Origin of the sequence: Leisingera sp. ANG1 (genome assembly GCF_000203975.2) — a bacterium.
Classification (GTDB): domain Bacteria; phylum Pseudomonadota; class Alphaproteobacteria; order Rhodobacterales; family Rhodobacteraceae; genus Leisingera.
This window is the reverse complement of the sequence record NZ_AFCF02000008.1, coordinates 68733-89701: the sequence shown is the minus strand read 5'-3', so window position 1 is coordinate 89701 and position 20969 is coordinate 68733. Positions and strand designations below refer to the sequence as shown.

25 protein-coding genes are annotated in these 20969 nt (G+C 63.4%); 24 read left to right on the top strand and 1 reads right to left on the bottom strand.

The window, feature by feature from the left end; translation table 11 throughout:
• Positions 1-51: 51 nt before the first annotated feature.
• Positions 52-654, bottom strand: coding sequence for an OmpW/AlkL family protein (locus tag GC1_RS13155; RefSeq protein ID WP_019296005.1), 603 nt, complete (start codon positions 652-654; stop codon positions 52-54).
• A 149-nt stretch (positions 655-803) separates the two neighbouring features.
• Between GC1_RS13155 and GC1_RS13150 the strand changes: the two genes are divergently transcribed.
• The 24 genes from GC1_RS13150 to nuoK all read left to right on the top strand — a co-directional run bounded on the left by GC1_RS13150 (position 804) and on the right by nuoK (position 20968).
• Positions 804-2330 carry an AMP-binding protein gene (locus GC1_RS13150; protein ID WP_029204799.1) on the top strand — a complete coding sequence of 509 codons (1527 nt, stop codon included), beginning with the start codon at positions 804-806 and terminating at the stop codon, positions 2328-2330.
• Positions 2330-2833: a hypothetical protein gene (locus GC1_RS13145; RefSeq protein WP_019296003.1), complete on the top strand. Its 504-nt coding sequence runs from the start codon at positions 2330-2332 to the stop codon at positions 2831-2833. Before GC1_RS13150 ends, GC1_RS13145 begins: the two co-directional genes overlap by 1 nt.
• Positions 2834-2933: 100 nt before the next feature.
• Positions 2934-4538: a carboxyl transferase domain-containing protein gene (locus GC1_RS13140; protein ID WP_019296002.1), complete on the top strand. Its 1605-nt coding sequence runs from the start codon at positions 2934-2936 to the stop codon at positions 4536-4538.
• 9 nt (positions 4539-4547) lie between these two features.
• Positions 4548-6485 carry an acetyl-CoA carboxylase biotin carboxylase subunit gene (locus tag GC1_RS13135; RefSeq protein WP_019296001.1) on the top strand — a complete coding sequence of 646 codons (1938 nt, stop codon included), beginning with the start codon at positions 4548-4550 and terminating at the stop codon, positions 6483-6485.
• Between the two features lie 78 nt (positions 6486-6563).
• Positions 6564-7421 carry a hydroxymethylglutaryl-CoA lyase gene (locus GC1_RS13130; RefSeq protein WP_019296000.1) on the top strand — a complete coding sequence of 286 codons (858 nt, stop codon included), beginning with the start codon at positions 6564-6566 and terminating at the stop codon, positions 7419-7421.
• 20 nt (positions 7422-7441) lie between these two features.
• Positions 7442-8224, top strand: a complete 783-nt coding sequence (locus tag GC1_RS13125; RefSeq protein WP_019295999.1) for a crotonase/enoyl-CoA hydratase family protein — start codon at positions 7442-7444, stop codon at positions 8222-8224.
• A 233-nt stretch (positions 8225-8457) separates the two neighbouring features.
• A complete protein-coding gene (locus tag GC1_RS13120) occupies positions 8458-8823 on the top strand; it encodes an NADH-quinone oxidoreductase subunit A (protein WP_019295998.1) in 366 nt (121 codons plus the stop codon).
• Positions 8814-9347, top strand: a complete 534-nt coding sequence (locus tag GC1_RS13115; RefSeq protein WP_019295997.1) for a NuoB/complex I 20 kDa subunit family protein — start codon at positions 8814-8816, stop codon at positions 9345-9347. Before GC1_RS13120 ends, GC1_RS13115 begins: the two co-directional genes overlap by 10 nt.
• 18 nt (positions 9348-9365) lie before the next feature.
• Positions 9366-9971 carry an NADH-quinone oxidoreductase subunit C gene (locus tag GC1_RS13110; protein WP_019295996.1) on the top strand — a complete coding sequence of 202 codons (606 nt, stop codon included), beginning with the start codon at positions 9366-9368 and terminating at the stop codon, positions 9969-9971.
• Entirely contained in the window at positions 9971-11194 is a 1224-nt protein-coding gene (locus GC1_RS13105; protein WP_193386823.1) for an NADH-quinone oxidoreductase subunit D, read from the top strand. The genes GC1_RS13110 and GC1_RS13105 overlap by 1 nt, the downstream gene beginning before the upstream one ends.
• Positions 11194-12375 carry an NADH-quinone oxidoreductase subunit E gene (locus GC1_RS13100; RefSeq protein WP_019295994.1) on the top strand — a complete coding sequence of 394 codons (1182 nt, stop codon included), beginning with the start codon at positions 11194-11196 and terminating at the stop codon, positions 12373-12375. The genes GC1_RS13105 and GC1_RS13100 overlap by 1 nt, the downstream gene beginning before the upstream one ends.
• Positions 12376-12419: 44 nt before the next feature.
• Positions 12420-12647, top strand: coding sequence for a DUF5337 domain-containing protein (locus GC1_RS13095; protein ID WP_019295993.1), 228 nt, complete (start codon positions 12420-12422; stop codon positions 12645-12647).
• Between the two features lie 6 nt (positions 12648-12653).
• Positions 12654-13952: an NADH-quinone oxidoreductase subunit NuoF gene (nuoF, locus tag GC1_RS13090; RefSeq protein ID WP_019295992.1), complete on the top strand. Its 1299-nt coding sequence runs from the start codon at positions 12654-12656 to the stop codon at positions 13950-13952.
• A gap of 3 nt (positions 13953-13955) precedes the next feature.
• Positions 13956-14372 carry an MAPEG family protein gene (locus tag GC1_RS13085; protein WP_019295991.1) on the top strand — a complete coding sequence of 139 codons (417 nt, stop codon included), beginning with the start codon at positions 13956-13958 and terminating at the stop codon, positions 14370-14372.
• Positions 14373-14374: 2 nt separating this feature from the next.
• Entirely contained in the window at positions 14375-14734 is a 360-nt protein-coding gene (locus tag GC1_RS13080) for a hypothetical protein (RefSeq protein ID WP_237754595.1), read from the top strand.
• A gap of 101 nt (positions 14735-14835) precedes the next feature.
• Complete coding sequence (locus tag GC1_RS13075; protein ID WP_029204797.1) at positions 14836-15240, top strand: DUF5333 domain-containing protein; 405 nt, start codon at positions 14836-14838, stop codon at positions 15238-15240.
• Between the two features lie 3 nt (positions 15241-15243).
• Complete coding sequence (gene nuoG / locus GC1_RS13070; RefSeq protein ID WP_019295988.1) at positions 15244-17268, top strand: NADH-quinone oxidoreductase subunit NuoG; 2025 nt, start codon at positions 15244-15246, stop codon at positions 17266-17268.
• Positions 17265-17651 carry a hypothetical protein gene (locus GC1_RS13065; RefSeq protein WP_019295987.1) on the top strand — a complete coding sequence of 129 codons (387 nt, stop codon included), beginning with the start codon at positions 17265-17267 and terminating at the stop codon, positions 17649-17651. Before nuoG ends, GC1_RS13065 begins: the two co-directional genes overlap by 4 nt.
• A 6-nt stretch (positions 17652-17657) precedes the next feature.
• On the top strand, positions 17658-18695 hold the full coding sequence (gene nuoH / locus GC1_RS13060) for an NADH-quinone oxidoreductase subunit NuoH (RefSeq protein WP_019295986.1): 1038 nt from the start codon (positions 17658-17660) through the stop codon (positions 18693-18695).
• Between the two features lie 3 nt (positions 18696-18698).
• Positions 18699-19193 (top strand): NADH-quinone oxidoreductase subunit NuoI, encoded by a 495-nt coding sequence (gene nuoI / locus GC1_RS13055; protein ID WP_019295985.1) that lies wholly within the window; start codon positions 18699-18701, stop codon positions 19191-19193.
• On the top strand, positions 19190-19621 hold the full coding sequence (locus GC1_RS13050; RefSeq protein ID WP_019295984.1) for a carboxymuconolactone decarboxylase family protein: 432 nt from the start codon (positions 19190-19192) through the stop codon (positions 19619-19621). The genes nuoI and GC1_RS13050 overlap by 4 nt, the downstream gene beginning before the upstream one ends.
• On the top strand, positions 19618-20220 hold the full coding sequence (locus tag GC1_RS13045; RefSeq protein WP_019295983.1) for an NADH-quinone oxidoreductase subunit J: 603 nt from the start codon (positions 19618-19620) through the stop codon (positions 20218-20220). The genes GC1_RS13050 and GC1_RS13045 overlap by 4 nt, the downstream gene beginning before the upstream one ends.
• A gap of 5 nt (positions 20221-20225) precedes the next feature.
• Positions 20226-20666, top strand: a complete 441-nt coding sequence (locus GC1_RS22475; RefSeq protein ID WP_152612384.1) for a hypothetical protein — start codon at positions 20226-20228, stop codon at positions 20664-20666.
• Positions 20663-20968: an NADH-quinone oxidoreductase subunit NuoK gene (nuoK, locus tag GC1_RS13035; protein WP_008553673.1), complete on the top strand. Its 306-nt coding sequence runs from the start codon at positions 20663-20665 to the stop codon at positions 20966-20968. Before GC1_RS22475 ends, nuoK begins: the two co-directional genes overlap by 4 nt.
• Position 20969: the final 1 nt, after the last annotated feature.

The following is a 20969-nucleotide window of genomic DNA, read 5'->3' as shown; positions in this document are numbered from 1 at the left end:
GGCCCGGCGGCACGAGGCCAGCCGCCAGGCCGTAACCGGACCCTCTAAGGATCAGAAGCGGTGCACGTAAGCGAAGTTCACGACAACCGGGTCAATCTCTGCGGTGCCGATGCCGGCGCCGTTCAGGGTTGCGTCGGTGTCGATGTCCATCCAGCGGACGTTGAACCGCAGCGCGCCATTGTCGGAGATCTGGTAGTCGGCACCGGCGTTCACCGCGACGCCAAAGCTGTCGTCCAGCTTGAGCGTGCCAAGCGCGGTCTCTTCCTCGAAGAAAGTGGTGTAGTTCAGGCCAAGGCCGAGGAACGGCTTGATCACACCTTGGGTGGGGAAGTGGTAGTTGACCGACAGGGTCGGCGGCAGCTGCTTGGCCGAGGCCGCGTAGGCGCCGTTCAGGTTGATGTCATGCTCAAACGGCGAGGCCGCCAGCAGCTCGACACCCCAGTTGTCGCGGAAGAAGTATTCGACGGTCAGCGACAGCGCGGTGCCGTCATCGATGTCAGCCAGCGCGCCGGCCAGGGTGCCGTTGCCGGACTTCGGATTCACGTTGGCGATACCAACGCCAACGGTCCAGTCGCCCTGCTCCTGGGCAAGGGCAGGGGCGGCCATTGTGGCCAGGGCGGAGGTCAGCGCAAGCGCGGAAACCATGCGTTTCATGGGGTGCGTCCCTTTTCTTGTGTTTACCCGGCTGTGATGCACCCGCAGGCGGCTGAAAACTCTGATCTGAGTCAAAACTGTCCGGTGCTACCTGTTGAAAACACAGCAAAATGCCGCATGGCCGCTATGCGTTTCAGGAATGTCTAAATATGCATGTTGAACGTAACATTCCGGGGTTTCGCGCAGACGGCAGCTGGGACATGCCAGAGCATCTCAACATGGCGGCGCAATGCCTGGCGCAGCCGGATGATGCGGTGGCGCTGATCGACATGACCGGCCCCGCGCGCCGGGACATTACTTATGGCGAACTGGCGGCAATGACAGACGGGCTGGCGCGCTATCTGCTCACCCGCATCCAGCCGGGCGACCGCGTGGGCGTGCTTCTCAGCCAATCGCCCTGGTGCGCCGCCGCGCATCTGGCGGTGTGGAAGGCTGGCGGCATTTCGGTGCCGCTGTTCAAGCTGTTCAAACACGATGCGCTGGCCTCGCGCGCCGGCGACGCGGGCGTGCGGTTTGTTTTCACCGATGCCGAGGGCGCAGAGCTGCTGGGGGATCTGGCCGAGGCCGTGATGGCCGACACAGCCGGGATTGACGGCGGCCCGGTGCCTTTCGCCGACACCACCCCGGAAACCCCTGCTGTTCTGATCTACACCTCCGGCACCACCGGCAGCCCCAAAGGCGCGCTGCACGGACACCGGGTGCTGACCGGCCATCTGCCGGGGGTTGCCATCAGCCACGACCATCTTGGCCAGCCCGGCGATGTGCTCTGGACCCCTGCGGACTGGGCCTGGATCGGCGGTCTGTTCGACGTGCTGATGCCGGGTCTGGCACTGGGTGTACCAGTGGTGGCCGCGCGGCTGGAAAAGTTCACACCCGAAGCCTGCGCGGATCTGATCGCCAAGGCCGGTGTCCGCAACATCTTCTTCCCGCCCACCGCGCTGCGGATGCTCAAGGCGGCGGGGCAGGGGCTCGACGGCCTGCGTTCCGTTGCCAGCGGCGGAGAGCCCCTGGGCGCGGAGATGCTCGCCTGGGGCCGGCGGCGCTTGGGCGTGACCATAAACGAGTTTTACGGCCAGACCGAATGCAACATGGTGGCCTCCTCCTGTGCCGCCGATTTCGAGCCGCGCCCGGGCTGCATCGGCAAGGCGGTGCTGGGGCATGATCTGGCGGTAATTGACGCGGCAGGCGACCCCACGGAGGATGAGGGCGATGTTGCCATCCGCCGCGGCTCCGCCTCGATGCTGCTGGAATACTGGAACCGGCCCGAGGAGACGGCGGCCAAGTTCCGCAAGGACTGGCTTGTAACCGGCGACCGCGGCATCTGGGAGGGGGACTACCTGCGCTTTGTCGGCCGCGAGGATGATGTGATCACCTCCGGCGGCTACCGTATCGGCCCGGCAGAGATCGAGGATTGCTTGCTGACCCATCCGGCGGTGGCGACCGTGGGTGTGGTGGGCAAGCCGGATGAGCTGCGCACCGAGATCGTCAAGGCCTATGTGGTGCTGAAACCCGGCGCCGCGGCCTCCGAGAGGGAACTGCAGGACTACGTCAAGGACCGCCTCGCACATTATTCCTACCCGCGCGAAGTGGCGTTCCTGGATGCGCTGCCGATGACGGTGACCGGCAAGGTGATCCGCAAGGAGCTGAAGGCGCAGGCGGCGGGGGAGGTGAACTGATGAAACAGCCGGTCCTTTCCGTTGTTGCAGCCTGTGCTTGCGCTTTGGGCGCGTCCTTTCCTCTTACTGCGGCAGGTGAGGAGACCCCCGTTTTTGATACAGCCGGTTTTCTGAGCGCTTGCACCAGCTTTGTCCCCGATGTCGGCTTTGCGGTTCCCATGGACACTCAATGCGTCTCGCAGGCCGTCCGCATGTGTAACATGAGCCAAGAAAACAAAGCTTTACAGTACTGCGTTGACAGCGCCGCGGCGTGGTTGGAGGCGGATGGAGCGCGCATCGTTAGCCAGATGCCGGGCTTCGACAAAAGTGTTCTTGATGGCAACGGGCCTGCAGGTCTGTCCCTGCCCATGCCTGCTTTGGGTGACGCTCCCGATTGTACCAAGATTTCGGACCCCAATTTGCCTTCCGAATTAGTGTGCCGCTATTCGGAGACACATTCGGAATGGCTCAAACTAAGAGTTCTGATGCGCAGTGAGGATATGAACGGGGAGGCAAGCCAATGATCCAGGGTGTTGCATACCCGGCGTACGCTGCCCCAACCGGAATGAAAGACATTTCCCGTATAACGGGACACAGCCTAACCCCTACAATGGGAGAGTGGACATGAAACTCACATCCAAGGCGATGCCCTCCTCGGACGGCTTCAAGCAGAACCGCGAGGCGCATCTGGACGCGCTTGCGCAGATCAGCGAGGCGGCTGAGGCCGCGCGCATGGGCGGCGGCGAGAAATCCCGCGCCCGCCACGAAAGCCGCGGCAAGATGCTGCCGCGCCGCCGGGTGGCGAACCTGCTGGACCCGGGCTCCCCGTTTCTGGAAATCGGTGCCACCGCGGCGCACGCCATGTATGACGGCGCTGCACCCTCGGCGGGTGTGATTGCAGGCATCGGCCGGGTGCACGGGCAGGAGGTCATGGTGGTCTGCAATGACGCCACCGTGAAGGGCGGCACCTATTACCCGATGACGGTCAAGAAACACCTGCGCGCGCAGGAGATCGCCGAGGAAAACCGTCTCCCCTGCATCTATCTGGTCGACTCGGGCGGTGCCAACCTGCCCAACCAGGATGAGGTCTTCCCCGACCGCGACCATTTCGGGCGCATCTTCTACAACCAGGCGCGGATGTCGGCCAAGGGTATCCCGCAGATCGCTGTCGTCATGGGATCCTGCACCGCGGGCGGCGCCTATGTGCCGGCCATGTCGGACGTCACCATCATCGTGAAGGAGCAGGGCACCATCTTCCTGGCAGGCCCGCCGCTGGTGAAGGCTGCCACGGGCGAGGTTGTCAGCGCCGAGGATCTGGGCGGCGGCGACGTGCACACGCGCCTCTCAGGCGTGGCCGACTACCTGGCCGAGGATGACGCCCACGCGCTGGCACTGGCGCGGCGCGCGGTGCAGTCGCTGAACATCACCAAGCCGCTGACTGTGAACTGGGCCAGTCCCGAGGAGCCCGCCTATGACCCTGAGGAAATCCTCGGCGTGGTGCCGGGCGACCTGCGCACGCCTTATGACATCCGCGAGGTGATCGCACGGCTGGTCGATGGCTCCCGCTTTGACGAGTTCAAGCCGCGCTTCGGCGAAACTCTTGTGACCGGCTTTGCCCACCTCAAGGGCTGCCCCATCGGCATCATCGCCAACAACGGCGTACTGTTCTCGGAAGCCGCCCAGAAAGGCGCGCATTTCGTGGAACTGTGCAGCCAGCGCAAGATCCCGCTGGTGTTCCTGCAGAACATCACTGGCTTCATGGTCGGCCGGAAGTACGAAAACGAGGGCATCGCGCGTCACGGCGCCAAGATGGTGACGGCGGTGGCGACCACCAATGTGCCGAAGGTGACGATGCTGGTCGGCGGCTCCTTCGGTGCCGGCAACTACGGCATGTCGGGCCGCGCCTATTCCCCGCGCTTCCTGTGGACCTGGCCGAACTCCCGGATCTCGGTGATGGGCGGCGAGCAGGCCGCGGGCGTGCTGGCGACGGTGAAACGCGACGCCATCGAACGCCAGGGCGGCAGCTGGAGCACCGAGGAAGAAGCTGAGTTCAAGCGCCCCACTATCGAGATGTTCGAGGAGCAGAGCCACCCGCTTTATGCCTCCGCCCGCCTCTGGGATGACGGCATCATCGACCCGCGCAAATCCCGCGACGTGCTGGCCCTGTCGCTGAGCGCCGCGCTGAACGCCCCGATCGAAGATACGCGCTTCGGCGTCTTCCGGATGTGAGGATCTCCCATGTTTGACAAAATCCTGATTGCCAACCGCGGAGAGATTGCCTGCCGCGTGATGGAAACCGCCCGCGCCATGGGGGTGCGGACCGTGGCCGTTTACTCTGATGCCGATGCGGCTTCGAAACATGTGGCACTGGCGGATGAGGCCGTGCATATCGGCGGCCCGGCCCCGGCGGACAGCTATCTGAAGGGCGACGAGATCATCCGTGTGGCCCAGGAAACCGGCGCCCAGGCGATCCACCCGGGGTACGGCTTCCTGTCGGAAAACCCGAAATTCGTCGAGGCGGTGGAGGCCGCGGGCCTGACCTTTATTGGCCCCTCGGCGGATGCGATCCGCAAGATGGGTCTCAAGGACGCAGCCAAGGCGCTGATGGAGGAGGCCGGCGTGCCGGTGGTGCCGGGCTATCACGGCACCAATCAGGACCCGGAGTTCCTGGCGAGCGAGGCGGAGAAGATCGGCTATCCGGTGCTGATCAAGGCGGTTGCCGGCGGCGGCGGCAAGGGGATGCGGCTGGTTGAAAAGCCTGCCGAATTTGCCGATGCCCTGAAAAGCGCGCAAGGTGAAGCGACCACAGCCTTCGGCAACCCGGATGTCTTGATTGAGAAATACATCCTGCAGCCGCGCCACATCGAGGTGCAGGTTTTTGGCGACGGCGAAACAGCCGTGCATCTGTTTGAGCGGGACTGCTCCCTGCAGCGCCGCCATCAGAAGGTGATCGAGGAAGCCCCCGCGCCGGGCATGACCGCGGAGATGCGTGAGGCGATGGGCCAGGCCGGCGTGCGCGCGGCTGAGGCCATCGGCTACAAGGGCGCGGGCACGGTGGAATTCATCGTTGACGGTTCGGACGGGCTGCGCACGGACGGGTTCTGGTTCATGGAAATGAACACCCGCCTGCAGGTGGAGCATCCGGTGACGGAGCTAATCACCGGCGTTGATCTGGTGGAGTGGCAGCTGCGTGTTGCCTCTGGCGAGAGCCTGCCTGCCAAGCAGGAAGACCTCACCATCACCGGCCACGCGTTTGAGGCGCGGCTTTATGCGGAGGACGTGCCCAAGGGCTTCCTGCCTGCAACCGGCACGCTGACCCATCTGTCCTTCCCGGCAGAGGCCCGCGCCGACAGCGGTGTGCGGGCAGGGGACACCATCAGCCCCTGGTACGACCCGATGATCTCCAAGGTGATCGTGCATGGCTCCACCCGCAAGGTGGCGCTGTCGCGGCTGGCCCGCGCGCTGGAGGAAACTCAAGTTGGCGGCACCGTTACCAACCTGGCCTTCCTCGGCGCACTGGCGGCGCATGAGGGCTTTGCCAACGGCGAAGTGGACACCGGCCTGATTGCTCGCGATCTGGACGCGCTGACCGCGGCGCCGGTGGTGGAGCTGCGCCACAAGGCGGCGGCCGGCATGGTGGCGCTGGATCTGGTGGAGGCCGCAGTGGACACCGGCTTTACCCTTTGGGCGCCATTGCACCGGGCTGTCACCCTGTCCCATGCGGGCGAGGAGTTCACGGCGGATGTGCAGGTGGACGGGCCGGACCGGCAGCTTTGGACCATTGATGGCGAAACCGTCGTGGCCGAACGCAGCCAGGGCCAATGGCGCATTGATGAGCGCCGGATGCCCGCGGTGTCGCAGTCGGGAACGCTGATCACCGTGCATGATGCCTATGGGCTGGAGTTCACCGCGATAGACCCGCTGGACCGCGATGCAGCGGCGGGCGGCGACAGCAACGTGATCGAGGCGCCGATGCCCGGTCTGGTCAAGGCAGTCTTTGCCGAGGCCGGCCAGGCGGTGAAGGAGGGCGACCGGCTGGCCATTCTGGAAGCGATGAAGATGGAGCACTCGCTGCTGGCGGCCCGCGACGGCGTGGTGGCCGAGGTTCTGGCTGCTGCCGGCGACCAGGTCGAGGCTGGCGCAGCGCTGGTGCGGCTGGAAGAAGACGACACCTGACCCCGTTTCGGGGCGGCACGCCTGCCGCCCCCGCTGCGGTTTGAGTATTTTTGGAAAGATGAAGCCGGAGGGCATTCCATGGGTGAATTTGCCGAAATCTTCGAGGTCGGTCCGCGCGACGGGCTGCAGAATGAAAAGCGCGAGATACCGGTTGCGGAAAAGGTGGCGCTGACCGACTGCCTGAGCCGCGCCGGGTTCAAGCGTATCGAAGTGGCCAGTTTCGTGTCGCCCAAATGGGTGCCGCAGATGGCGGGCAGCGCAGAGGTGCTGGCGGGCATCAACCGCGCCCCCGGTGTGCGCTATGCGGCGCTCACTCCCAACATGCGCGGCTACGAAGACGCTGTGGCTGCCAAGGCCGATGAGATTGCGGTCTTTGCATCGGCTTCCGAAGGGTTCTCCAAGGCCAACATCAATGCCACCATCGAGGAAAGCATCACCCGCTTTCTTCCCATCCTGGAGGCCGCCAAGGAGATCGGCCTGCCGGTCCGGGGTTATGTCTCCTGCGTGACCGACTGCCCCTATGATGGGGCCACCCCGCCCCAGAAGGTGGCAGAGGTGGCCGAACGGCTGTTCTCGCTTGGCTGTTACGAGATTTCGCTGGGCGACACCATCGGGCAGGGCACACCGGAGGCGATCACTGCGATGCTCAAGGCAGTCACTGCGCGGGTGCCCGCGGCACAGCTGGCAGGCCACTACCACGATACCGCGGGCCGGGCGCTCGACAATATCGAGGCGTCGCTGGCGCAGGGTGTGCGGGTGTTTGATGCGGCCGTGGGCGGCTTGGGCGGCTGCCCCTATGCGCCGGGCGCGGCGGGCAATGTGGCAACGGAAGCGGTGCACAAGCGCCTAACGGAATTGGGCTATAACACTGGGCTGAACGCAGATGTGCTGGAAGAGGCCGCAGCACTCGCCCGGGCCATGCGCGGCCTGCAGTAAGAATTCAGCGGAGACATAAGATGTTCGAGACAATCACCCTGGACACCGACGCCCGCGGCGTCTGCACCCTGACCCTGAACCGGGCCGAGAAGCACAACGCCATGTCCGGCCAGATGCTGCAGGAACTGACCCTGGCGGCAAAGCGGCTGGCCGAGGATGACACGGTCCGGGTGGTGGTGCTGACCGGGGCCGGCAAAAGCTTTTGCGCAGGCGGCGACCTTGCCTGGATGCGGGCGCAGATGGATGCCGATGCCGAAACCCGTGCGCGTGAGGCGCGGGTGCTGGCGGAGATGCTGATGGCGCTCAACACCCTGCCGAAGCCGCTGATCGGCGCGGTGCAGGGCAATGCATTCGGCGGAGGTGTCGGAATGGCGTCGGTTTGCGATGTGGCCATTGGCGCGGATCATCTGAAGATGGGGCTGACCGAGACCAAGCTGGGGCTGATTCCCGCCACCATCGGCCCCTATGTCATCGCCCGCATGGGCGAAGCCAAGGCGCGCCGGGTGTTCATGTCGGCGCGCCTGTTCGGTGCGGCAGAGGCCGTGGAGCTGGGTTTGCTGGCCAAGGCGGTGCCCGCTGAGCAGCTGGGTGAGGCAGTCGAGGCAGAGGTTGCGCCCTACCTGAACTGTGCTCCCGGGGCGGTGGCGGCGGCCAAGAAGCTGGCCCGCGATCTGGGCCCGCGGCTGGATGACAGCGTGATCGACCATACAATCAAGGCGCTTGTGGAGCGCTGGGAAGGGCCGGAGGCAGGCGAGGGGATCGCGGCGTTCTTTGAAAAACGCAAACCGGCATGGCAAAGCTGAAAAGCGGCATATCTGACTCACGTTTTCATGGCGGCTGCAGTTCCCTCTGCGGCCGCTTTTCTTATGAAAACGCTAGGGAATTATCCCTGTGTTGCAACAGTGCTTTTTCTATCCAAACCCCTGTGGATTAACCTCGCTTTAGTTGACGCTCCCCGGGCACGGGGGTATGCACAGTCCAAATCAACACGCCAATTGACGCCGCGCGGAAATCCGCCCGGGGAAAGGAGCTGCTCTTGGAAGAGATGTTGAGGGAATACCTGCCTATTCTGGTCTTCCTGGCCGTCGCGGCAGGTTTGGGGATTGTCCTTATCCTGGCAGCCGTCGTCCTGGCGGTCCGCAACCCGGACCCGGAAAAGGTCAGCGCCTATGAATGCGGTTTCAACGCTTTTGACGATGCCCGCATGAAATTCGATGTCCGGTTCTACCTGGTCTCGATTCTCTTCATCATTTTCGACCTGGAAATCGCTTTCCTGTTCCCTTGGGCTGTCGGTTTCAAGGACATCAGCGACCTCGGCTTCTGGTCGATGATGGTGTTCCTGGGCGTGCTGACCATCGGCTTTGCCTATGAATGGAAGAAAGGGGCCCTGGAATGGCAGTGATGACCGGACCCAACACGGCGGGCGTGGACAAGGAAGTTGTCACCCGGGCCATCAATGCCGAGCTTCAGGACAAGGGTTTCCTGCTCACCTCGGCTGAGGACATCATCAACTGGGCGCGCACCGGCTCGCTGCACTGGATGACCTTTGGTCTCGCCTGCTGCGCAGTTGAGATGATGCACACTTCGATGCCGCGTTATGATGCCGAACGTTTCGGCATCGCGCCGCGCGCCTCGCCGCGCCAGTCGGACGTGATGATCGTCGCGGGCACCCTGACCAACAAGATGGCGCCGGCCTTGCGCAAGGTCTACGACCAGATGCCCGAGCCGCGCTACGTGATCTCGATGGGTTCCTGCGCCAACGGCGGCGGCTATTACCACTACAGCTACTCCGTGGTGCGCGGCTGCGACCGGGTTGTGCCGGTCGACGTCTATGTGCCCGGCTGCCCGCCGACGGCTGAGGCGCTGCTTTATGGCCTGATGCAGCTGCAGCGCAAGATCCGCCGCACCGGCACCCTGGTGCGTTAAGGAGGGGGCGGAGACAACATGAGCGAAGCACTGAAAGAACTGGGCGCCCAGATCGAAGCCAAACGCCCCGATTGCGTGGTGGCATGGGATGTGTCCTTTGATGAGCTGAACATCGACGTTACACCCTCGAACATCGCCGGTCTGGTGGAGTTCCTGAAGCTGGACGCCAACTGCAAGTTTTCGACCCTGGTGGACATCACCGCGGTGGATTACCCCGACCGCGCCAAGCGGTTCGACGTGGTCTACCACTTCCTGTCGATGTACCGGAACCAGCGCATCCGCCTGCGCGCCGCGGTGCGCGAGGATGAGATGGTGCCCTCGATCGTGGACGTGCACCCCTCGGCCAACTGGTTCGAGCGGGAAGTCTACGACATGTTCGGCATCCTGTTCTCCGGCCACCCGGACCTGCGCCGCCTGCTGACCGACTATGGCTTCCGCGGCTACCCGCTGCGCAAGGATTTCCCGACCACCGGTTACACCGAGGTCCGCTATGACGAGGCGCAGAAGCGCGTGGTCTATGAGCCGGTGAAGCTGGTGCAGGAATACCGTCAGTTTGATTTCATGTCCCCGTGGGAAGGTGCCGAATACATCCTGCCCGGTGACGAGAAGGAGGGGGCGCAATGATGGACGGCTCCAAATTTGACGACGGCAGCGTCGACGCGCTGAGCGGCGAGCAGAAGATCCGCAACTTCAACATCAACTTCGGCCCGCAGCACCCTGCGGCGCACGGGGTTCTGCGTCTGGTGCTGGAGCTTGACGGCGAGATCGTCGAGCGCTGCGACCCGCATATCGGCCTGCTGCACCGCGGCACCGAAAAGCTGATGGAAAGCCGCACCTACCTGCAGAACCTGCCGTATTTCGACCGCCTCGATTACGTGGCGCCGATGAACCAGGAGCACGCCTGGTGCCTGGCCATCGAAAAGCTGACCGGCACCGAGGTGCCGCGCCGCGGCCAGCTGATCCGGGTGCTGTATTCGGAAATCGGCCGGGTGCTGAACCACCTGCTCAACGTCACCACGCAGGCGATGGACGTCGGTGCGCTGACCCCGCCGCTGTGGGGCTTTGAAGAGCGCGAAAAGCTGATGATTTTCTACGAGCGGGCCTGCGGCGCGCGCCTGCACGCGGCCTATTTCCGCCCCGGCGGTGTGCATCAGGATCTGCCGGACGAGCTGCTGGACGATATCGACCTTTGGGCGATGGAATTCCCCAAGGTGCTGGACGACATCGACGGCCTGCTGACCGAAAACCGCATCTTCAAGCAGCGCAACTGCGACATTGGTGTGGTGACCGAAAAGGACATCCAGGAATACGGCTTCTCCGGCGTCATGGTGCGCGGCTCCGGCCTCGCCTGGGATCTGCGCCGCGCGCAGCCCTATGAATGCTATGACGAGTTCGAATTCCAGGTGCCCGTCGGCAAGAACGGCGACTGCTACGACCGTTATCTCTGCCGGATGGAAGAGATGCGCCAGTCGACCTCGATCATCCGCCAGGCGATTGCCAAGCTGCGCGAAGCCACCGGCGACGTGCTGGCCCGCGGCAAGCTGACCCCACCCAAGCGCGGCGACATGAAGACCTCGATGGAAAGCCTGATCCACCATTTCAAGCTGTACACCGAAGGTTTCCACGTCCCGGCGGGCGAGGTTTACGCCGCCGTCGAGGCGCCCAAGGGCGAGTTCGGCGTCTATCTGGTGGCGGACGGGTCCAACAAGCCCTACCGCTCCAAGATCCGCGCGCCGGGCTTCCTGCACCTGCAGGCGATGGACCACGTTGCCAAGGGCCACCAGCTGGCCGACGTCGCCGCCATCATCGGCACCATGGACGTCGTATTTGGAGAGATTGACCGCTAATGCTTCGCCGTCTGCATTCCGAACAACCCGACAGCTTTGCCTTCACCCCGGCCAACCAGGCCTGGGCCGAAGCGCAGATCACCAAATATCCTGAGGGCCGCCAGGCCTCTGCGGTCATTCCGCTTTTGTGGCGTGCGCAGGAGCAGGAAGGCTGGGTCACCAAACCCGCGATCGAGGCCGTCGCCGACATGCTCGGCATGGCTTATATCCGGGTGCTGGAGGTTGCCTCCTTCTACTTCATGTTCCAGCTGCAACCGACGGGTTCCGTTGCCAATATCCAGATCTGTGGCACCACGTCCTGCATGATCTGCGGCGCCGAGGACCTGGTTGCGGTCTGCAAGGAAAAGATTGCCGAGAAGCCGCACACATTGTCGGCGGACGGCAAGTTTACCTGGGAAGAGGTCGAGTGCCTTGGCGCCTGCACCAACGCCCCGATGGCGCAGATCGGCAAGGATTACTACGAGGACCTGACCGTCGAGAGCTTTACCAGGCTGCTGGACGATCTGGCCGCAGGCAAGGTGGTTGCACCGGGCCCGCAGAACGGCCGCTATGCAGCTGAGCCGAAATCCGGCCTCACCTCGCTGACCGAGTTCGACAGCGGCAAGACGCAGTACAACGCAAGCGCGCAGCTGGCGATGGATATCAAGGATGGCGTCAAGCGTATCCAGGGCGATGAAGTGCCGCTGCTGACCCCCTGGGTCGGCAAGGACGGCGTAGTTGCCGGCCGCGCTGCCGAAGGCCAGCCGCCGAAAGCCCCCGAGGCGCCCAAACCTGCTGTGAAGCAGGCGGAGGAAGCCGCCAAGGCCGCGCCGAAGAAGTCTGCCGCGGCTGAGCCCGCTTCGCCGGAAGGTGCTGCGGCTAAGCCTGAAGACGCTGCGGGAGAGGAAACCAAGCCGCTGGTGCTGAAAGAGGCCCTGGGCGGCCTGCCGGATGACCTGAAGCTGCTGAAGGGTGTTGGCCCGAAGCTGGAAGAGAAGCTTAACAGCCTTGGGTTCTTCCACTTCGAGCAGATCGCCGACTGGACCGAGGCTGAAGTCGCCTGGGTCGATGCACGGCTAAAGTTCAAGGGCCGCATCACCCGCGACGGCTGGATCGAACAGGCCAAGCGGCTGCAGGTGGGCGATGAGACTGAATTTGCCAAACGCGCCAAGGCGGAAGGCATCTACAAAGACGACGAGTAACGGGCGGCGGCCCGGCGGGGCCGCTTCCTGGCGATAGGGAACAGATGAGCAAGGAACAGGACCAGGCCATTGCAGCAAAGGGCCGGCACATCGCATTGGTGATCGCCGGGACGATTTCGCTGTGGATCGTGGTTTCGCTGTTCATTGGCCCCATGCTGGGGCTGCCGGGGCGCTATGCGCTGCTGTTCGACTTCGCCGCGCTGGCGGGCATGATCTATGCCCTGGTCAACATATTTCAACTCTGGCGCATGCGCCGGGACAGCCAAAGGTAGGCACACATGCTGAAGGATCAGGACCGGATCTTTACCAACCTTTACGGGATGCACGACCGCAACCTGGCGGGCGCCAAGGCGCGCGGCCATTGGGATGGCACGGCGGGCATCATCGAAAAGGGCCGCGACTGGATCATTCAGACGATGAAGGACAGCGGTCTGCGCGGCCGCGGCGGCGCGGGTTTCCCGACCGGCCTCAAATGGTCCTTCATGCCCAAGGAAAGCGATGGCCGCCCGGCATATCTGGTGATCAACGCCGATGAATCCGAGCCCGGCACCTGCAAGGACCGGGAAATCATGCGCCACGATCCGCACACGCTGATCGAGGGCGCGCTGATCGCCTCCTTCGCGATGAACGCGCATACCTGCTACATCTACCTGCGCGGCGAATACATCCGCGAGCGCGAGGCGCTGCAGGCGGCGATTGACGAATGCTATGACAAGGGCCTGTTGGGCAAGAACGCAGCCGGTTCCGGCTGGGACTTCGACGTTTTCCTGCACCACGGGGCAGGGGCCTATATCTGCGGCGAAGAAACCGCGCTGATCGAAAGCCTTGAAGGCAAGAAGGGCATGCCCCGGATGAAGCCGCCGTTCCCGGCAGGCGCGGGCCTTTACGGCTGCCCGACCACTGTGAACAACGTGGAGAGCATCGCGGTTGTGCCGACCATCCTGCGCCGCGGCGCCGACTGGTTTGCCTCCTTCGGGCGCCAGAACAACGCGGGCACCAAGCTGTTTGCGATCTCCGGCCACGTCAACAACCCCTGTGTTGTCGAAGAAGCGATGTCGATCGGGTTCGAGGAACTGATCGAGAAGCATTGCGGCGGCATCCGCGGCGGCTGGGACAACCTTCTGGCGGTGATCCCCGGCGGCTCCTCTGTTCCTTGCGTGCGCGGCGAGAACATGCGCGACGCAATCATGGACTTCGACTACCTGCGCGGCGAGCTGGGCTCGGGCCTTGGCACCGCGGCGGTCATCGTGATGGACAAGCAAACCGACATCATCAAGGCGATCTGGCGCCTGTCCAAGTTCTACAAGCACGAAAGCTGCGGCCAGTGCACCCCCTGCCGGGAAGGCACCGGCTGGATGATGCGCGTCATGGACCGCCTGGTGAAGGGCGAGGCCGAGCTGGAAGAGATCGACATGCTGTGGGACGTGACCAAGCAGGTCGAGGGCCACACCATCTGCGCGCTTGGCGATGCGGCGGCCTGGCCGATCCAGGGCCTGATCAAGAACTTCCGCGAGGAAATCGAAGACCGCATCCGGGCCCAGAAGACCGGGCGCATGGGCGCGATGGCGGCGGAATAACTGATGGACGCCTTTGCCGCATATTCCCACGCCCTGGCCGCGCTGGTGATCTTTACCCTGATCACCCTGGCGCTGTCGCCGTTTTCGGCGCTGGCCAAGCAGAAGGCGGGTCTCGCACCGGGGGCCACGCCGCGGGAGGACTATGCGGAAAAGGCCTACCGGCTGAACCGGGCCTATCTGAACGGCTGCGAGACGCTGCCGGCCTTTCTGACTGTGACACTGGTGGCAGTCCTGACGGGCGCGGCGCCGTTCTGGGTGAACCTGCTGGCCTCGCTGGCGGTGGTGTCCCGGGTCATCATGATTTTCATTCACCTGCAGGGCATCGGCAAACCGCACAGCGGCCCGCGCTCTGTTTTCTACGTTCTCGGCTGGGCCTGCATGGCGGGTCTGGCGATCCTGGCATTGGCGGCAGTATTTTGAGCATGATGAAGACATACCGGATGGCCGTGCCTGCGGCTTGCCTGGCGGCTCTGGCGCTGGTTTCGGCCTGCGGCACCTCCGTCACCAACAAGAACCGCGAATTGTATGACGGCGTGCCCTTCAAGGCGAAGGCCAAGCCGATCGACAAGAAAACCAACCCCGCAGTGTTCCAGATCGACATCAAGGGTGTTGACCGGTCCGTCAAAGGCGCGCGCGAAGCGGCGGCCCACAGTGGCACCAAATACTGCGTGGCCACCTATGGCTCGTCTGACATCGAATGGGCAAATGATCCGCGCAATGAGGACGTTCCGTTGACCATCACCGATGGCCGCGCTGTGTTCCAGGGGACTTGCACCCCGTGAGCGGATTTCCGGCATATCAGGGCCTTGCGGCCCGGCTGCTATTGCATAGCAGCAGCGTGCGCCTGCGCATGGGGGCTTCGAAACTGAAGGAGTCCCCTGCCATGCGTGCCCTGATTGCCGCTGTTCTGTCCGCTTTTGTTGCCCTGCCTGCCGCCGCGCTGGCGAAACCGTCGCTGCGCGACGTGCAGGAAATCGAGGACCCGCTGTTTGCCGTTGCCGTCGCCAAGGAAGTCTCGGACATCTGCGGCGATATTTCCCCGCGCTACCTGAAAGGGCTGGGCGAGTTGCGCCGGCTCAAAGCGCGGGCAAATGCGCTGGGGTACACGGACGCGGAAATCCGCGATTACATCGAATCTGATGCCGAAAAGGCCCGGATGCGCGCCAAGGGAGAGAAGCTCCTGGCGCAGAACGGGGTCATCTACGGCAAACCTGAAACATTCTGCGCCTATGGCCGCGCAGAGATTGAGAAAAACAGCGCGATCGGCGTGTTACTGAGGGCGAAATAGACCATGTCTGACCTCCGCAAGATCAACATTGACGGAACCGAGATCGAGGTGGATGGGGCAATGACCCTGATCCAGGCCTGTGAGGAGGCCGGCGTCGAGATCCCGCGCTTCTGCTACCATGAGCGGCTGTCGATTGCCGGCAACTGCCGCATGTGCCTGGTTGAAGTTGTCGGCGGCCCGCCCAAGCCCGCTGCCTCCTGCGCGATGCAGGTGCGCGATCTGCGCCCCGGCCCCGAAGGCCAGGCGCCGCAGGTGAAGACCAATTCGCCGATGGTCAAAAAGGCCCGGGAAGGCGTGATGGAATTCATGCTGATCAACCACCCGCTGGATTGCCCGATCTGCGACCAGGGCGGCGAATGCGACCTGCAGGACCAGGCGATGGCCTACGGCCTGTCGGGCAGCCGCTTCAAGGAAGCCAAGCGCGCGGTGGACGATCTGGACCTCGGCCCGCTGGTTGCCACCACCATGACCCGCTGCATCAGCTGCACCCGCTGCGTGCGCTTCACCACTGAGGTCGCGGGCATCACCCAGATGGGCCAGACCGGCCGCGGCGAGGATGCGGAGATTACCTCCTACCTGAACCAGACGCTTCAATCGAACTTGCAGGGCAACATCATCGACCTGTGCCCGGTGGGCGCGCTGACGTCGAAGCCTTACGCCTTTACCGCCCGTCCGTGGGAGCTGACCAAGACCGAAACCATCGACGTGATGGACGCGCTGGGGTCGAACATCCGTGTCGACACCAAAGGCCGCGAAGTGATGCGGATCCTGCCGCGCAACCACGACGGCGTGAACGAGGAGTGGATCAGCGACAAGACCCGCTTTGTCTGGGACGGGCTGCGCCGCCAGCGCCTGGACCGTCCGTATGTGCGTGTTGACGGTAAGCTGAAGCCCGCCACCTGGGCCGAGGCGCTGTCTGCCGCGGCCACTGCCATGAAGGGCAGGAAGATTGCAGGCCTGATTGGCGATCTGGCCCCGGTTGAGGCAGCCTTTGCGCTGAAGCAGCTGGTTGAGGGGCTGGGCGGCAAGGTCGAATGCCGCACTGACAATGCCCGTTTACCGATCGGCAACCGGGCAGGCTATGCCGGCACCGCCACCATCGAAGACCTCGATGACGCGGAAATGATCCTGCTGATCGGCACCAACCCGCGCGATGAAGCGCCGGTGCTGAATGCCCGCATCCGCAAGGCCTGGGCCAATGGCGCCGAAGTGGCGCTGATCGGCCCGGCGGCGGATCTGACTTATGAGTACTACCACGCTGGCACCGGTCGCGACGCCCTCAGCGACATGATCGCCAAGGGTGTCTCGGAAGAGACCCGCGACAACAAGAAAACCGTGATCATCGTGGGGCAGGGCGCCCTGCGCGAGGCCGACGGCCTGGCGGTGATGGCGGCGGCCCAGAAGATGGCGGAACTGTCCGGTTCCAAGCTGATGGTGCTGCACACCGCTGCCTCCCGCGTTGGCGCGATGGACATCGGTGCGGTAACCGAAGGCGGCATGGCAGCTGCTATCGACGGGGCGGAGGTGATCTATAACCTCGGCGCTGATGAGGTGGAAATCGACGCCGGTGCATTCGTGATCTACCAGGGCAGCCACGGCGACCGCGGCGCGCACCGCGCTGATGTGATCCTGCCGGGCGCCGCCTATACCGAAGAAAACGGCTTGTTCGTGAACACCGAGGGCCGCCCGCAGCTGGCAATGCGCGCTGCCTTTGCGCCGGGTGAGGCCAAGGAAAACTGGGCCATCCTGCGCGCGCTCAGCGCCGAAGCAGATGCCAAGCTGGGCTATGACTCGCTGGCGCAGCTGCGTCAGGCCCTGGTCGCGGAAGTACCGCACCTGGCGCAGATCGACGAAGTGGCCGACAAAGACGGCGAGCCGCTGGAGCAGGACAAACTCGGCAACGCCGACTTCCTGCCCGCGATCAAGGATTTCTACCTGACCAACCCGATTGCCCGCGCATCCCAGCTGATGGCGGAGCTGTCGGCAGGTGTGAAAGCCCGCGGAAACGAGGCAATGGCCGCCGAATGATCCGCTTCGCCCTCATAACGCCTTTCCTGCTGGCCGCCTGCGCAATGGCGCCCGGCAGCGAAGGAGAGCGGCCCGCCCCGGTGTACGAAGGGGTGGAAACCAGCCTGCTGGAGGGCGATCTGGTGCAATTTCACGTCTCCATGCGCGGCGCTGCCGTGCCTGGCGACCTCGACAATTATGCGGAATGCGCCGCCGCGCAATATGCGCTGATCCGGGACTACGGGTTTGCGCGCCATGTGCGCACAACAACGAAACAGGCAGGGGGCAGCCGGACCGCTGACGCGGTTTACCTGATTTCGCCCTCTCTGCCGCGCGGATTGCGCACCATCGACGCCGAAGTCGTGGTCGCGGATTGCGCGGCGAACGGAATACCCACGGTGTGAGGACCTATGGCTGATTTCTTTAACACTCCAGGCGGCATCGCTGTTCTGATCCTGGCGCAAGTGCTTGCAGTTGTTGCCTTTGTGATGATCTCGCTCCTGTTCCTCGTCTACGGGGACCGCAAGATCTGGGCCGCGGTCCAGATGCGCCGGGGCCCGAATGTGGTGGGCGTCTACGGCCTGCTGCAATCGGTGGCCGACGCACTGAAATACGTGGTCAAGGAAGTGGTGATCCCGGCGGGTGCCGACCGCACCGTCTTTATCCTGGCGCCGATGACCTCCTTCGTGCTGGCGATGATCGCCTGGGCGGTGATCCCCTTCAACGACGGCTGGGTGCTCTCGGACATCAACGTCGCCATCCTCTATGTCTTCGCGGTCTCCTCGCTTGAGGTCTACGGCGTGATCATGGGCGGCTGGGCGTCGAACTCGAAATACCCGTTCCTGGGCTCGCTGCGGTCCGCGGCGCAGATGATCTCCTACGAGGTCTCCATCGGCCTGATTATCATCGGCGTGATCATCTCCACGGGTTCCATGAACTTCGGTGACATCGTGCGCGCGCAGGACGGCGATCTGGGCCTGTTGAACTGGTACTGGATCCCGCACTTCCCGATGGTCTTCCTGTTCTTCATCTCGGCGCTGGCAGAAACCAACCGCCCGCCGTTCGACCTGCCGGAAGCGGAATCAGAATTGGTTGCGGGCTATCAGGTGGAATACTCGGCAACGCCGTTCCTCTTGTTCATGGCCGGTGAATACATCGCCATCTTCCTGATGTGCGCGCTGACATCCCTGTTGTTCTTCGGCGGCTGGCTGTCCCCGATCCCGGGCCTGCCTGATGGCGTCCTGTGGATGGTCGGCAAGATGGCGTTCTTCTTCTTCCTCTTCGCGATGGTGAAGGCGATCACCCCGCGCTACCGCTACGACCAGCTGATGCGTCTGGGCTGGAAAGTGTTCCTGCCGTTCTCGCTGGCCTGGGTGGTCTTCGTGTCCTTTGCTGCAAAATTTGACTGGTTCTGGGGCATCTTTGCCCGCTGGACCGTGGGAGGCTAACTGATGGCGAACATCGACTACACCCGCGCCGCCAAATACTTCCTGCTGCAGGATTTCTGGGTCGGCTTCAAACTGGGGCTGAAGTATTTCTTCGCCCCCAAGGCCACCCTGAACTACCCGCATGAGAAGGGCCCGCTGTCGCCCCGCTTCCGCGGTGAGCACGCGCTGCGCCGCTACCCGAACGGCGAAGAGCGCTGTATTGCCTGCAAACTTTGCGAGGCGGTCTGCCCGGCGCAGGCGATCACCATCGACGCGGAGCCGCGCGAGGACGGCAGCCGCCGCACCACGCGCTATGACATCGACATGACCAAATGCATCTACTGCGGCTTCTGTCAGGAAGCCTGCCCGGTGGATGCGATTGTCGAAGGCCCGAACTTCGAGTTCGCCACCGAGACCCGCGAGGAGCTGTTCTACGACAAGGAGAAGCTGCTTTCGAACGGGGAGCGCTGGGAAGCCGAGATCGCCCGCAACCTGGAAATCGACGCGCCGTACCGATGACTGATCCCAAGAACCCTTTCGAGGCCATGATGGAACAGATGCAGGCTCAGGCCCAGCAGATGGCCAAGGCGTTCAACCCGGCGCTGGAGAACTTCTCGCCTTCCGAGGCTTTCAAGGAGTTCGAGGCGCTGTGGCCCACCATGCCCAAAGAGGTCATGGAAATGATGTTCGGCAACACCGTCAACAAGGACGGGCTGGATGCCAAGACCCGGCTGCTGCTGACACTGGCCGGGCTGACAATGCAGGGCGCGCAGGCCGACAGTGCCGTGCGCCAGACCGTGCGCCACGCCCTCGCGGCCGGCGCCAAGAAACAAGAGATCGTGGAAACGATCGGACAGATGTCGGTGTTTGCCGGCATTCCGGCCATGAACCGGGCGCTGGATCTGGCGCAAGGAGTCATGGACGACAAAAGGGACGATGAGACATGAGCGTTTTTGCCTTCTACCTCTTCGCCATCAGCGCCATCACCGGCGGGCTGTTCACCGTGATCAGCCGCCAGCCGGTGCATTCGGTGCTTTGGCTGATCCTGGCCTTCCTTTCCTCGGCCGGGCTGTTTGTGCTGCTGGGGGCGGAGTTCGTCGCCATGCTGCTGGTCATCGTCTACGTGGGCGCAGTCGCTGTGCTGTTCCTGTTTGTGGTGATGATGCTGGACGTGGACTTTGCCGAACTGAAGGCGGAGATGGCGCGCTACATGCCGCTGGCGCTGCTGATCGGCCTGGTGATCCTGATGCAGTTCGTGATGGCCTTCGGCGTCTGGGAAACCGCCCACAAGGCGCCGGAACTGCTGGCCAATCCGGTGCCTGCGGACCGCCACAACACCGAGGCGCTCGGCCTCATCATCTATGATCAATATTTCCTTCTGTTCCAGCTGGCGGGCCTGATCCTGCTGGTGGCGATGATCGGCGCGATCGTGCTGACCCTGCGCCACCGCACCGATGTCAAGCGCCAGGACGTGGTTGCGCAGATGATGCGCGACCCGGCCAAGGCAATGGAGCTTAGGGACGTGAAACCGGGGCAGGGGCTTTGAGGCAGATGGCTTTGGTAATAGCAACAAGCTGTGCCGTCTCTCCTGCGCTAGCTTTTGGTTCGGAGGAATGTTTGGTGCAGCCAGATATGCACCATCTGGATCAACGGAAGCCGAGGGATCTCGGAAACGGCACGGTCCTTGATGAGGCGAGTTTTTGGTATGAAGGGGAAGGCAGATCGTACTTCGATTTGCGTCACTGTCCTACAAATAGCCGGCTCGCTGTTACTTACCGGTTCAATCAGCATGGTGGCGCCTCTATCGATGTTCCGCGTGATGACGTGGAGAAGATGATCTTGAATGCTGCCAATCTGACCGAGCGGGTCACATTGGATGTGTTGGGGCGTGAACTTGAAAGCCTCGGTGCTGCCGTCCAGCTTGACCACGAAAAATCGGCAGCTTGCAGCTGCAAAGAACTCTATCCGGAAACGGCAGGAGCCAATAAATGATCGGACTAGAACATTATCTGACCGTCGCGGCGACGCTGTTCGTCATCGGCATCTTCGGGCTCTTCCTGAACCGCAAGAACGTGATCATCCTCCTGATGAGCATCGAACTGATGCTCCTGGCGGTGAACATCAACCTGGTCGCCTTCTCCAGCTTCCTGGGCGATCTGGTGGGGCAGGTCTTTACCCTGTTCGTGCTGACCGTGGCCGCGGCTGAGGCCGCCATCGGCCTGGCGATCCTGGTCTGCTTCTTCCGCAACCGCGGCACCATCGCCGTCGAAGACGTCAACGTGATGAAGGGCTGAA